This window comes from Rhodoferax potami (genome assembly GCF_032193765.1).
Lineage (GTDB): Bacteria > Pseudomonadota > Gammaproteobacteria > Burkholderiales > Burkholderiaceae_C > Allorhodoferax > Allorhodoferax potami.
Genome location: NZ_JAVBIJ010000001.1, coordinates 59750 through 72466, shown reverse-complemented (window position 1 = coordinate 72466; position 12717 = coordinate 59750). Strand labels below are relative to the sequence as shown.

At 62.7% G+C, this 12717-nt stretch carries 12 protein-coding genes and 1 riboswitch; of the genes, 3 read left to right on the top strand and 9 right to left on the bottom strand.

Translation table 11 applies throughout. The features are described 5' to 3' along the window. Window positions 1–31: 31 nt before the first annotated feature. Both ahcY and RAE21_RS00315 read right to left on the bottom strand, forming a co-directional pair. Window positions 32–1549: an adenosylhomocysteinase gene (gene ahcY, locus RAE21_RS00320; RefSeq protein WP_313879617.1), complete on the bottom strand. Its 1518-nt coding sequence runs from the start codon at window positions 1547–1549 to the stop codon at window positions 32–34. Window positions 1550–1631: 82 nt separating this feature from the next. Next, a riboswitch (S-adenosyl-L-homocysteine riboswitch) is annotated at window positions 1632–1740 on the bottom strand. 69 nt (window positions 1741–1809) lie between these two features. Then, entirely contained in the window at window positions 1810–2823 is a 1014-nt protein-coding gene (locus RAE21_RS00315) for a substrate-binding domain-containing protein (protein WP_313879616.1), read from the bottom strand. 144 nt (window positions 2824–2967) lie between these two features. Between RAE21_RS00315 and RAE21_RS00310 the strand changes: the two genes are divergently transcribed. Genes RAE21_RS00310 through RAE21_RS00300 form a run of 3 tightly spaced genes read left to right on the top strand, consistent with a single transcriptional unit; the run spans window position 2968 to window position 6664 of the window. Next, on the top strand, window positions 2968–4599 hold the full coding sequence (locus RAE21_RS00310) for a peptide chain release factor 3 (RefSeq protein ID WP_313879615.1): 1632 nt from the start codon (window positions 2968–2970) through the stop codon (window positions 4597–4599). A 15-nt stretch (window positions 4600–4614) separates the two neighbouring features. Then, the gene (locus tag RAE21_RS00305; protein ID WP_313879614.1) at window positions 4615–5475 is read left to right on the top strand and encodes an HAD family hydrolase; all 861 of its coding nucleotides are present in this window, start codon (window positions 4615–4617) and stop codon (window positions 5473–5475) included. After that, entirely contained in the window at window positions 5468–6664 is a 1197-nt protein-coding gene (locus RAE21_RS00300; RefSeq protein WP_313879613.1) for an MFS transporter, read from the top strand. The genes RAE21_RS00305 and RAE21_RS00300 overlap by 8 nt, the downstream gene beginning before the upstream one ends. Window positions 6665–6710: 46 nt before the next feature. Here RAE21_RS00300 and RAE21_RS00295 read toward each other — a convergent pair whose 3' ends face one another. The 7 genes from RAE21_RS00295 to RAE21_RS00265 all read right to left on the bottom strand — a co-directional run bounded on the left by RAE21_RS00295 (window position 6711) and on the right by RAE21_RS00265 (window position 12631). Continuing rightward, window positions 6711–7427, bottom strand: coding sequence for a hypothetical protein (locus tag RAE21_RS00295; protein ID WP_313879612.1), 717 nt, complete (start codon window positions 7425–7427; stop codon window positions 6711–6713). A gap of 47 nt (window positions 7428–7474) precedes the next feature. Then, window positions 7475–8515: a histone deacetylase family protein gene (locus RAE21_RS00290; RefSeq protein ID WP_313879611.1), complete on the bottom strand. Its 1041-nt coding sequence runs from the start codon at window positions 8513–8515 to the stop codon at window positions 7475–7477. 6 nt (window positions 8516–8521) lie between these two features. Beyond that, window positions 8522–9208, bottom strand: a complete 687-nt coding sequence (locus tag RAE21_RS00285) for a hypothetical protein (protein WP_313879610.1) — start codon at window positions 9206–9208, stop codon at window positions 8522–8524. After that, window positions 9201–9881, bottom strand: coding sequence for a hypothetical protein (locus tag RAE21_RS00280; protein ID WP_313879609.1), 681 nt, complete (start codon window positions 9879–9881; stop codon window positions 9201–9203). The genes RAE21_RS00285 and RAE21_RS00280 overlap by 8 nt, the downstream gene beginning before the upstream one ends. Before the next feature lie 128 nt (window positions 9882–10009). Beyond that, window positions 10010–10420 carry a PPC domain-containing DNA-binding protein gene (locus RAE21_RS00275; protein WP_313879608.1) on the bottom strand — a complete coding sequence of 137 codons (411 nt, stop codon included), beginning with the start codon at window positions 10418–10420 and terminating at the stop codon, window positions 10010–10012. Between the two features lie 89 nt (window positions 10421–10509). Continuing rightward, window positions 10510–11790, bottom strand: a complete 1281-nt coding sequence (gene murA / locus RAE21_RS00270; protein WP_313879607.1) for a UDP-N-acetylglucosamine 1-carboxyvinyltransferase — start codon at window positions 11788–11790, stop codon at window positions 10510–10512. Between the two features lie 124 nt (window positions 11791–11914). After that, the gene (locus RAE21_RS00265) at window positions 11915–12631 is read right to left on the bottom strand and encodes an alpha/beta fold hydrolase (protein ID WP_313879606.1); all 717 of its coding nucleotides are present in this window, start codon (window positions 12629–12631) and stop codon (window positions 11915–11917) included. Window positions 12632–12717 lie beyond the last annotated feature (86 nt).

Here is a 12717-nt window from a genome sequence, read left to right as displayed (position 1 = left end):
AGGGGGAGGCGCCAAAGGCGCCTCGGGGGTGTTAATACCTGTACGTGTCTTTCTTGTACGGACCGGCTTTGCTCACGCCGATGTACGAAGCCTGCTCGTCGGTCAGTTCGGTCAACATCGCGCCGACTTTCTTCAGGTGCAAACGTGCCACTTTTTCGTCCAGGTGCTTCGGCAAGACATAGACCTTGCCGGCCTTGTATTCCTTCGGCTTGGTGAACAGCTCGATCTGGGCGATCGTCTGGTTCGCAAAGCTGGAAGACATCACAAAGCTGGGGTGGCCGGTGCCGCAACCTAGGTTCACCAAGCGGCCCTTGGCCAACAAGATGATGCGCTTGGAAGCCTTCTTGCCCTTGGCAGGGAAGATCACGTGGTCCACCTGGGGCTTGATCTCTTCCCACTTGCACTTGGACAAGGACGCTACATCGATTTCGTTGTCGAAGTGACCGATATTGCAGACGATGGCTTGGTCCTTCATCGCATCCATGTGCGCGTAAGTGATCACGTTCTTGTTGCCAGTGGTGGTCACGAAAATGTCGGCCTTGTCGGCAGCGTATTCCATGGTCACGACCTTGTAGCCTTCCATGGCGGCTTGCAGGGCATTGATCGGGTCGATTTCTGTCACCCACACTTGGGCGGACAACGCACGCAGCGCCTGGGCAGAGCCCTTGCCCACATCACCGTAACCCGCCACCACAGCCACCTTGCCGGCGATCATCACGTCAGTGGCGCGCTTGATGCCGTCAACCAGGGATTCGCGGCAACCGTACAGGTTGTCGAACTTGCTCTTGGTGACCGAGTCGTTCACGTTGATCGCGCGCAGGGCCAGAGTGCCCTTGACGGACATTTCTTCCAGACGCATCACACCGGTGGTGGTTTCTTCGGTCACGCCAATGATGTTCTTCAGGCGGCGGCTGTACCAAGTGGGGTCCACCTTCAGCTTGGCCTTGATGGCGTTGAACAGGCAGACTTCCTCTTCGCTGCCGGGCTTGGCCAAGACCTTGATGTCCTTCTCGGCGCGGGCGCCCAGGTGCATCAACAAGGTGGCATCGCCGCCGTCGTCCAGAATCATGTTCGGGCCTTCGGCCGCAGTGCCCTTCTTGCCACCGAATTCAAAAATGCGGTGGGTGAAGTCCCAGTATTCGTCCAGTGTCTCGCCCTTGTGTGCGAACACGGGGGTGCCCTTGGCCACCAACGCTGCGGCTGCGTGGTCCTGGGTGGAGAAAATGTTGCACGAGGCCCAACGCACATCTGCGCCCAGAGCTTGCAGGGTTTCGACCAGCACGCCGGTCTGGATGGTCATGTGCAGAGAGCCGGTGATGCGCGCGCCCTTCAGAGGCTGGGCCTTGGCGAACTCTTCACGGATGGCCATCAGGCCGGGCATTTCGGTCTCAGCGATGGTCAGCTCTTTGCGGCCCCAATCGGCCAGGCTCAGGTCGGCGATCTTGAAGTCTTCTGCCTTCACGGGGGCAGCGACGGCTTTGGCGGGCTTAACCGTCTTTACCGCTTTGGGGGTCTTGGCGTTTTTAACCAGTTTCAATACAGCGCTCATGGTGTGCTCCAAACGTTGATTTGCATAGCCACTGGCGCACTCGGGGAGGGGATTTGACAAGCAACTCACCGCACGCGTTTCCAGTGGGTGAGCGCCGTTGTGAAGGCACGGTGCTGATTGCACCGTGTGTTCCGAGCCTCACTCGCGGTACCTACATGGGTACATGGCGGGCTGCAACGCTCCTCGGAATGTGCGCATTTTAACCATGCGCCGATGCCGCACCGCGCCGCTGGGGCAATGCCCCGACAAGTCGAGTGCACTCAATCGGCCGGGCCGCTACTGCTCCCCACTTGCAAAGCGGGTTGGCGGAGCAGCTGGTAAGGGCCGCTTTCGGGGTCGCGCAGCACTTGCATCACCATCTCAGCCAAAGCGATGCCGGTGGTTTGCGGTGTAGGTTGCGTCACGGTGGTCACGTTCAGCCCGGTCAACAAGGTGTCTTGCGGAATGTCGCCATGCACCACCACCGAGATGTCTTGCCCGACGCGCAGCCCCGCATCCATCAGCCCCCGGATCAATCCGACGCCACCTAGGTTGTTGTCCACCAGCACAGCCGTGGGCCGGGGCGACAAGGCCAAGACCTGCGCTACCGCATTCAACCCGCTACGCCGGTCGTTCACACCCCCGATGCAATAGCCAGGCGGGCACTCCACATCGGCTGCCTGCAATGTGCTGACATAGCCCCGATGCCGCTGAAAAGCAAAATTCAACGCCAGCGGCGCATGCACATAGGCAATGCGGGTGTGGCCCAAGGCCAGCAAATGCTCCACGGCCAGTTTGCTGCCCAGGTCATTGTCAAAGTCCAGCCACGAGTAGTGCGCGCACTCTGCGGTGCGGCCGTAGCCTACAAAGGGGTAGTTGTTTTCCAGCAAAAAGTCTACGCGCGGGTCGTGCACACGGGTGTTGGGAACGATGACCGCATCCACCCGACCGCCTTTGAACAAGCGCTCGTAAATTTCCAGCTCGGTTTCGTTTTTGGCCACCGCCAGCAACAAGTCCTGGTGCTCGCGCTCCAGGCGCTCGCCCAAGCCATCGGCCATGTCCAGAAACTGCGGATTACCCAGGTTTTCGACCGCTGCGGAATACACAATTCCAATCGCATCGGTGTTACCGCGCACCAGCCGGCGCGCACCCGCGTCGGGGCGGTAGCCCATGGCGTCTGCCATCTCTTTCACACGGGTGCGGGTGAGTGCGTTGACGTCGGTGTACCCGTTCAAGGCCCTGCTAACCGTGGAGGTGGACAGCCCTAGTGCCTGGGCCAACTGCTTGATGCTCACGCTTGTCTCCGCGAATGCTGTGTTTGTTGTGAGGCGAGTTTAAAGCCGACCCCGCGCGCGGCTGGCGGGGCACCTCTGTAAAATACGCCCTCTTTCCCCGCGGCCCGCCTGTGATGCGCGGCCCACCCGACCCTGGATCCCCCTGTGACCTACGCACCCGAGACCAAGCGCCGCCGCACTTTTGCGATCATTTCCCACCCGGACGCCGGTAAAACCACGCTCACCGAAAAGCTCTTGCTGTTCTCGGGCGCGATCCAGATCGCCGGCTCGGTAAAAGCCCGCAAAGCCAGCCGCCACGCCACCTCCGACTGGATGGAAATTGAAAAGCAGCGTGGCATCTCGGTGGCCTCTTCGGTCATGCAGATGTCGTACCGCGACCACGTGGTCAACCTGCTTGACACCCCGGGCCACAAGGACTTCTCGGAAGACACCTACCGCGTGCTGACCGCCGTGGACTCAGCGCTGATGGTGATTGACGCGGCCAACGGTGTGGAAGCCCAGACCCGCCGCCTGATCGAGGTGTGCCGCCAGCGCGATACGCCCATCATCACGTTTGTGAACAAGATGGACCGCGAAGTGCGTGAGCCCCTGGACATCTTGGACGAAATCGAGCGCGAACTGGGCATGCCCTGCGTGCCCATGACCTGGCCCGTGGGCCAAGGCAAGCTGTTCGGCGGCATCATCAATTTGCGCACGCAGGCCATGACCGTGTTTGAGAGTGGCAGCGAGCGTCGCCCACAAGACTTTGACGCCATGCCCCTGAGCGACCCGGCGGCACTCAAAGCCCGCTTCGGCCACGAGTGGGACACGGCGGTGGAGAGCATGGAGCTCGCCACCGGCGCATCCCCCGCCTGGGACCACGAAGCCTTTTTGGCCGGCAAGCAAACGCCCGTGTTCTTCGGCTCCGGGGTGAACAACTTCGGCGTGATGGAAGTGCTGGACGCGCTAGTCGACCTGGCCCCCGCACCCCAGAAACGCATCAGCACCACGCTGGTCAACCGCCAGCCCGTGGTCAAAGAAATCCAGCCTGAAAACAGCGCCTTCAGCGGGGTGGTCTTCAAGGTGCAGGCCAATATGGATGCCAACCACCGCGACCGCATCGCCTTCGTGCGCATGGCCAGCGGCAAGTACACGCCGGGCATGAAGCTCAAGGTCATGCGCACCGCCAAAGAGCTGCGCCCCACCTCGGTGGTGACCTTCATGAGCCAGCGCCGCGAGGCGGTGGAAGAAGCGTATGCCGGCGACATCGTGGGCTTTACCACCCACGGCGGCGTGCAGCTGGGCGACACCATCACCGACGGCAGCGTCAACCTCATGTACACCGGCCTGCCCTTCTTCGCGCCCGAAATGTTCATGACCGTGGTGCTTAAAAACCCCTTGCGCACCAAGCAGCTGCAGCAAGGCCTAGCCCAGCTGGGCGAGGAAGGCGCCATCCAGGTATTCAAGCCCGAAATGGGAGGCAACATGCTGCTGGGCGCGGTGGGCCAACTGCAGTTTGAAGTGGTGCAGCACCGCCTGAAGGGCGAGTACGACGCCGACATCCGCCTGGAAAGCAGCCAGTACACCGGTGCCCGCTGGATTACGGCCGACACGCCCAAAGAACTGCAGGAGTTTGTGAACGCTTACCCCATGCGCATGGCAAAGGACGCGGCAGACACGCTTGCCTATTTGTGTACCAGCCCCTACGACGTGCGTCTGGCGCAAGAGCGCTTTCCGAAGATCCACTTCCACCCGCTGCGCGAGCATGCGGGCTTGGCACTGCAAACAGCAGGCTAAACAAGAGGCCCCCACGTGAAACCCCTGGCGCAATGGCCGGTGGACAGCCGCCGTGCCATCCGCGGGGTGTTCACCGATATCGACGACACCCTCACCCACGACGGCCACATCGCCCCCGAGGCGCTGCAGGCGCTGGGGGATCTGAAAGCGGCCGGGCTCGCGGTGATTCCGATCACCGGGCGGCCCATCGGCTGGTGCGAACCCTTTATGGCCGGTACCAACGGCCCGGCCTGGCCGGTGGATGCCATGGTGGCAGAGAACGGGGCGGTGGCGTTTGTGCCGGCTTCTGCGGACACATTTACAAGCCAAATTGGCCTCCAGCGCTCGTCGGATATGCGCGAGGTGCTATCAAAACGATATCAACAAAGTGCTGAGGTGCGCAGCGCCAATCGACAGCGTATGGATGCGATTTCCGCCCAAGTCTGTGCCGAAGTGCCGGGCATGGAACTCAGCCGCGACAGCGCGGGCCGCGAAACCGACCTCGCGTTCGACTACGCTGAATTCGCCCAGCATTCACCTGACACTGTGCAACGCGTGCTGGCCCTGCTGCAAAGCCACGGCATGCAAACCACGGTGAGCAGCATCCACATCCACGGCTGCTTTGGGGACTTCAACAAATGGACCGGCGCCTGCTGGATCGTCCGCGAGCTGTTGGGCCGCGACCTGAGCACCGAGCTGGACCAGTGGGTGTTTGTGGGCGACTCGGGCAATGACCAGGTCATGTTTGAGCACTTCACGCACAGCGCGGGCGTGGCCAATATTGCGCGCTTTGTGCCGCAGCTCAGCCACCTGCCCACCTATGTGACCCCTTCCGCCCGCGGCGCAGGCTTTGCCGAAGTTGCGCAGGCCATCTTGGCGGCGAAAGACCATGACTAAGGCGCTCGACACCCACCACCCCGCCCCCAAGGGCTCGGGCACCGGGCTGCTGGCGGTATTCGGCTCCACGCTGTTTCAGCTCTCAGGCGTTTTCATGCTGTCACCGCTGATGCTGGTGATGCTCAAAGAGCGCGAGGTGTCCACCACCCTGGCGGGCTTATTTGCCGCTACGACGTGGCTGGGCATCTTCATCGTCACCCCGTTTGCATCGGCCATCACCCAGCGCTGGGGGCGGCGGCGCGCGATGTGGTTTGCCTCGGGGGTGCCGCTGGGAGCAGCCATCGGGTTCATGGCGACCGACCACCTGGGCCTGTGGTTTGCCTTGGAGCTGTTGGCCGGTATCGCCGGCGGCATGCGCTGGGTGCTGGCGGAAGCTTTTATTGCCGAGTTCTCGCCGCCCGAGCGGCTGGGCCGCACCATGGGCATGTACGCCACCATGGTCGGGCTGACCTTTGTGATCGGCCCCACGCTGCTCGCATGGACGGGTAGCAGCGGCCACGCGGCGCTGGGCCTGGTGATTGCGCTGCTCACCATCGGCCTGCTATGGACGGCGCTGATCCCCCCGATTGCGCCCCCTGCCGAGCCCGACACCGCACATGCCGGCCCGCGCGGCCTGTGGCTGGCGGTGCAGCAGCACCCGATCTTGATGCTGGCAGGCTTTATCGGCGGCTTTTTTGAGTTGGGCCTGGCCTCCATCCTGCCGCTCTACGGCCTCACGCTGGGCATGGGTGCCAGCGCCGCGGCGCTGATGATTTCAGTGAGCGGAGCCGGCAGCACGCTGGTTGCCATCCCGGTGGGCATGGTGGCTGACCGCTTTGCCAACCCGGTGCAAGGCCGCCGCACACTCATGGTGGCCGTCGCGGCCATGGCGCTCGTGTGCGCGGCCGCCCTGCTGGCGGTAGTGCGCGTGCCGTGGATTGTGTGGCCGGTGGTGTTTTTGCTCGGCGCAGCTGGCAGCGCGCTCTACACCTTGTGCATGACCGATATCGGCGCCCGAGAAAAAGGCAACCAGCTAGTTAACAGCACCGCTGTGCTGGTGCTCAACTACACCTTGGGCGGTTTGGTAGCGTCGGGCATCAGCGGTGCGCTCATTGAGCGCTCCGCCACCGTGACCTTCCCTCTCGTGTTGATGCTGGTGGCCGCCCTCGGGCTAGGCACGCTGCTCAAAGAGCACCGCCGCCAAACCTGAACGGTCGCCACCCACGCGCTGTTTTTTCGGCCCGGCTTTTAGCCGCCTAGTTTTTGGCGGCTTTCTTTTGGGCCGGAGCCGATTTGGCTTTGGAAGCGGGCTTGGGCGATTTCTTCACGACTTTTTTGCCGGTTGCCTTGGCTTTGCCTTTGGCTGACGGTTTTGCCTTGGCGCCCGGCTTGGCTTTGGTCTTGCTGTTCGCTTTAGCTGATGGCTCAGCAGCCCGCTTAAGCACGACCGCCTTGCCCGCCGGGGGCAGCAGGTCTTCGGTAGTCAGGCCATAACGCCCGGCCATGGTGGCCCAGGCGGTGCCTTGTGCCTTTTGGGGCAACACCCCATCCATCATCTGCTCGCCTTGCGGGGTGAGCAGCGCACCGCCGTGCAGGGCCGCTTGCAATTGCGATGCGTTGGGGGCGGTGACGCCTTGCTGGGCCAGCGCCCCTTGCGCCAGTTTGAGGGCCAGGCGCACCTCGCCATAGCCCAAGGGCCCGGTCGCAGGCTCTAGGCTGGCAGCGCCTGCGGTGGCTGTGGGGCGGCCGCTGCGCAAAGTGGTGACCACCTGGTCTGCATCGTGGGGGTTACCGATCCAGCTGCCGAACTCGGCAATCAGGCGTTCGGTGGAGGCTGCGTTATCGAGGGTGGCAGTCACCCCTTGGGCCTGCACCAGTGCGGGTGCGGCGACGGCACAGGCGATAGTCAGCACCGTGGCGCACAGGCCGCGCTGCAGCCACACGGGGCTGCACAGTTGAAAAATGTTGCTCATAAATGCAAGCTTAGCCGCTCGAAGGCGGTGTTTTCGGGGGGCAAATGTTACGGGCTGGTAAAGCCTTGAAGCACATTCACCGCATTCACGCCGACCGCGTCCACCGCATAGCCGCCCTCGAACACAAACACCGTCGGCAAACCCGCCCGCGCCAAGCGCTCGCCCAAGCGTAGATAGTCTTGAGTGGTGAGCTTGAAGCCCGAAATCGGGTCGCCTTCAAACGTATCCATACCCAGCGACACCACCAGCGCGTCCGCGTCGAACTTGGCAATGCCTGCCAATGCAGTCTCCAGGGCCTGGGCCCAAGTGGCGTAGTCGGTGCCACGGGGCAGCGGCAGGTTCAGGTTGGCGCCCAAGCCTGCGCCGGCGCCAGTTTCATCCGCGTGGCCGAGGTAAAACGGGTACTCGGTGCGCGGGTCGCCGTGGATGCTGGCGAAGTACACATCGGGCCGGTCGTAAAAGATGGCCTGGGTGCCATTGCCGTGGTGGTAGTCCACATCGAGCACCGCCACCTTGTGCATACCCGCATTGCGCAGGTGTTGCGCGGCCAGCGCTGCGTTGTTCAGGAAGCAATAGCCGCCAAAAAAGTCGGCCCCTGCGTGGTGGCCGGGTGGGCGGCTCAAGGCAAAGGCGGCGCGGTCGCCAGCCAACACCGCTTGCGCGGCGCTCAAGGCACAATGCGCACCCTCGCGGGCGGCCACCCAGGTGCCGCTGGTGAAGGGCGTACCGGCGTCGTACGAATACAGGCCCACCTTGGCCGCGAAGTTATCGGGCTCAATGTCGGTGCGGAGGGTGCGCGTGGGCCAGACGGAGGGCAGGATGTCCTTGTCCGCATGGGTGGGGTCCAGCGCCACCCACTGGTCCCAGGCCGTGGCCAAAAAGTTCAGGTAGCGCGGGCTGTGGATCGCGGTGAGCGCCGACTCGTCAAAGGTTTGCGGCTCCAGCACCGCGCCCAGCTGGCGGCGCTGCAGCTCGGCCAACACATGGTCGACACGGGCCGGCACCTCAAAGCACGGCACCAGCGCGCCGCGGAACATTTCGACTTTGCCTTGGTGTTGGGCGTGGAGGTGGTTGTAAAAGGTTTTCATGATGAGTTAGCTAGTCCATTTTGAGATTTGGATCATCCGAGCCCGGACTATTGGCTCACGCTCCGGGTCGCTCAGTAAACCGGGTAGTGCATTGTGGAAGGCTGGCATGTTCAGCAGTGCCGCCACTGATTGGCCTACATGTTTGCGCACTGCTGCCTCGGCGGCGGCCATTTCCTGCGCTACCAAGCTACGCCCTTCCATCACGGTCATGATGTCCTCAAGGTCGTGACTCAAGTACACATCGTTCTGTCCACGGTCTTTGAATGCTTCGAATTTGGTTGCGAAGAAGTGAGGCGCCGACAAATGCCGCAGCAGCAAACCATCCTCCAACTCCACTGACAAGGCCGCATCAAATCCCACCCGGTACCACGGGTTGGCAAAGCCCAACACCTTTTCGTCCAGGGGAACCAAGTCCAGCTGCATGCGGTTCCAGAACCAGCGAAACGGGGGCGTGTTGTCCGCCATCGACTGCTTGAAGCCACGTTGCATCAGTTGATCTGCCAGCCGGTGATACGCAGACAACGACGCCACTTCCACGATGGCGTCTACATCTTCCGTGGGGCGCACGTCCATCAAATCAACATCGTCCACCAGCAACCCCGTTGCACAGCCGCCAACAAAAACCACCTGCTCACACAGCGGCCCCATAGCCTGCGCTATCGCAATCAACAAGGCTAAATTCGGATTAGCCATACACAGGTCCCTTCACGGGCTTGGGCGCGCTAGGGTCAATGAGCGCCTGCAGGCGTTCCAGCGCCATGCCCCTTTCGCGCGCCTTGCCCACGCGTAGCGCGTCAAACAGTGCCAGCATTTCGTAGAGTTTGGCATCTTGCATGGCTGCAAAGGGCACCGATGGATGCAGTGGATCCACCCCCACGCCACGCATCGATCCGTTGGGGTGCGGCCATACAAAGTCTGAGCTACCGGGGGCAAATACACCGGCAAACGCTGGGGCGCTGTGGCTGGTGGGCACACCCACGGACAGCGGCAAACGTACCCCCGGGAACGCGTATTTGGCGCCGTGCAAGGCGAATTCGGCCAAGTTATGTGAATGGGGCCGAACCGCGTTGTCATCAGGTGCATCGCCATCCGGCAAGGCCGAACGGCGCACCCTTTTACGAGTGACCCGGTAAATACCCACAGGCTCCTGCGCATTCATTACCGAATTGATGTCACCCGCCAAGGACAGCGGAATTACCGCATAGTTTTGCGACAGCAACTCCGCCTGCAGCCCCCGCTTGATGCAAGCATGCGCCTCAGACACGCTAATGCCCAGCTCCTGCGCCAGCCGCGCATACGTCCAGCGCTGCTCACCCCAAGCCACGAGCTTGAGAGCTACCAGGAAGTCTTGGGGTTTGAGCTGCATTTACATTCAATATTCGTGAATCGCGAATATTGAATGTAAATGAAACACGAGACAAAGGCAAGTCATGCAAGAAATTGGCCTCTGGCGCACGCGGAAATTGCGCAAGCAGCTATCAAATAAATAGCAAATCAACTCTGGGGGCGAATCACTAGTTCATCGTATCCGGTGAGCGAGTCCGGCTCGCGGGTGAACTGCCAGTCGGGCAGCAGGGCCAGCAGCACCTCTGCCGTGGTGAGCACTATGCAGCCCGGCGCCACATGCCCGCCCAGCACCTGCCCATTCGCGGTGGAAATGGCCATATGCATGTGCGAGCCCGTCTTGTCGCCACCGGCGGCCACCGTGCCGGAGAGGGTGAGGATCTCCATGCTCTCGGTCAACCGTGTGGGTTGCGCCGCGCCCGCTAGCCGGATGCCCGCCGTGGACAGGCTGCCGATACCGGACAACACAAAGGCTGCGCGGCAGTTTCGGGCCTGAACTGCGGCTTCCAGAGCGGCGCGCAGGTCTTGGCCGGGGGTGAGGCGAACAGGAAATGGCTTCATCAAATCCCTCTCAAATCAGCCGCTAGCACTTATAAAATATACGCTAGCAGCTCTTTATTTGATAGCAAGCACGCTTTCGCGTGCTGCCTTCAGTTGGGCTTGTGGGTGATGCGTGCGCCCAGGGCGAGCAGCTTTTCGTCCAGCTTTTCGTAGCCGCGCTGGATCATGTTGGCGTTCTGCACCGTGGATTTGCCGCTGGCGCACAGGGCGGCGCCCAGCAGGGCCATGCCGGCGCGGATGTCGGGGCTTGGCAGGGTGGTGCCGCGCAGGCGGCTCTTGCCGCTGATGACCACGCGGTGCGGGTCGCACACCACGGCGGCGGCGCCCATGCCGATGAGTTTGTCCACAAAGTACAGGCGCGACTCAAACATCTTCTCGAAGAACAGCACATTGCCTTCCACCTGCGTGGCCAGGGTGATCATGCAGCTCATCTGGTCGGTGGCGAACTGGGGCCATGGGCCGTCGCCGATGACGGGCATGGCGCCGTCAAAGTCGCGGGTGACCTGCATGCGCTGGTTGCCGGACAGGAAGATGTGCTTGTCGTGCAAATCAATCTTCACGCCCAGGGTCTCGAACACGCGGTGGCACATGCCGTAGGCGTGCTTGTCGGTGCCCTCGACCGTGATTTCGCCCCCAGTGGCCGCGGCCAGCGCCAAATAAGAAGCTGCCTCGATGTGGTCGTGGCACACGGTGTAGGTAGTGCCGTGCAACGAGTCCACGCCTTCCACGCTGAGCTGATTGGTACCGATGCCGCTGATCTTGGCGCCCATGGCGTTGAGCAGGTGGGCCAGGTCTTGCACATGCGGCTCGCAGGCGGCGTTGCGGATCAGGGTGTGGCCGCGGCTTACGGCAGCCGCCATGAGGATGTGCTCGGTGCCGGTCACCGACGGCTCGTCAAAAAACAGCTCAGCGCCGGTCAGCGGGCCGGGCATGGTGAAGTCGTACACACCATTGATGCTGACCTTGGCGCCCAGCTTTTGCAGGCCATAAAAGTGCGTGTCCAGGCGGCGGCGGCCGATGACGTCGCCACCCGGGGGAAACAGGCGGGCTGAGCCGGTGCGGTGCAAGAGGCCGGCCACACACAAGATGGAGGTGCGCACCTTGTTGCACAGGGCCTGGCCGATTTCGCTGGTACGAACGCTGGCCACATGGATGCTGACGCGCTCGCCGCTGCGTTCGACCTTGCCGCCGATTTCGACGATCACGTCCAGCATATGGCGCACGTCGATGATGTCGGGCACGTTGTCGAGGATGACTTCCTGGTCCGTCAGGATGCAGGCCGCAATCATGGGCAGGATGGCGTTTTTGTTGCCGGAAGCGCGAATGGTGCCTCGCAGGGGCACGCCGCCTTCAATTTCAAATGTCGACATGGTGAGATTCAGTGTTGGGAGGCCGGGGTTTTCCGGCCGAGGGGGAGATTGTTACCGCTCCGGGCCCGATTCTTGTAACTTTGTGCTGTAACGGTTACAGGAACCGCGACGAAGTTGGCACTTTTCAGGCAGCCAGCCAGCGGGCGAATGCGGTGTTGACGGCGTCGGGCTGCTCCATCGTGCTCATGTGGCCGCAGTCCTCCACCACCACCAGCTCGGCGCGCACGGCGTGCATGGCGTTCACCATGGCCTGGTGCTGCTCGGGCGGGCTCCAGGCGTCTTGCCGGCCGGTGAGCACCAGCGTCGGGCAGGTGATGCCGGCCAGCACCGGCGCGGCGTCGGGCCGGGTGAGCAGCGCGTTGATTTGCGCCGCAAACTGGGCGGGGCTGCTGCGCTCCAGCATGGCCAGCACTTGCGCGAACACCGGGCCGCCCACCACGGCAGGGTGCACCATGGGGCGAGCCCACATGGCGCCCATGGCCCGCATGCCGGCGCGCTGCGCGTGCGACAGCAGGGCCATGCGGCCGGCTTTTTCTTTGGCGCCGGCTTCACCCTCAGCTAGGGGATGCACGCCGGTGTCCAGCAAGGCCAGGCGCTCTACCCGCTCGGGGGCCAGGCGCATTACCTCCAGGGCCACGCGCCCGCCCATGCTGTGGCCGGCTAGGGCAAAAGTGGCGGGGGCCACGGCCAGCACCTGCTGCGCCATGGCGGTGAGCGAGTCGGTCAGGCCCCAGTCCATCACCATGCAGTGGTGGGTGGCCGACAAGGCCTGCACCTGCGGCGCCCAAACAGCGGCGTCGCACATCAGGCCGGGGAGCAGTACGAAGGTTTTGGTAGTCAAATCAGGCTCCGGCGCCCGCAGAATATGCGCAAGCAGCTATCAAAAATATAGTGAAACAACTGGGGCGCCGGAGCAAAACTTGCCCG

Coding starts and splice junctions, on each gene's coding strand:
- ahcY (WP_313879617.1), bottom strand. CDS start 1,549: ATGAGCGCTGTATTGAAACTGGTTAAAAACGCCAAGACCCCCAAAGCG.
- RAE21_RS00300 (WP_313879613.1), top strand. CDS start 5,468: ATGACTAAGGCGCTCGACACCCACCACCCCGCCCCCAAGGGCTCGGGC.
- RAE21_RS00295 (WP_313879612.1), bottom strand. CDS start 7,427: ATGAGCAACATTTTTCAACTGTGCAGCCCCGTGTGGCTGCAGCGCGGC.
- RAE21_RS00290 (WP_313879611.1), bottom strand. CDS start 8,515: ATGAAAACCTTTTACAACCACCTCCACGCCCAACACCAAGGCAAAGTC.
- RAE21_RS00285 (WP_313879610.1), bottom strand. CDS start 9,208: ATGGCTAATCCGAATTTAGCCTTGTTGATTGCGATAGCGCAGGCTATG.
- RAE21_RS00280 (WP_313879609.1), bottom strand. CDS start 9,881: ATGCAGCTCAAACCCCAAGACTTCCTGGTAGCTCTCAAGCTCGTGGCT.
- RAE21_RS00275 (WP_313879608.1), bottom strand. CDS start 10,420: ATGAAGCCATTTCCTGTTCGCCTCACCCCCGGCCAAGACCTGCGCGCC.
- murA (WP_313879607.1), bottom strand. CDS start 11,790: ATGTCGACATTTGAAATTGAAGGCGGCGTGCCCCTGCGAGGCACCATT.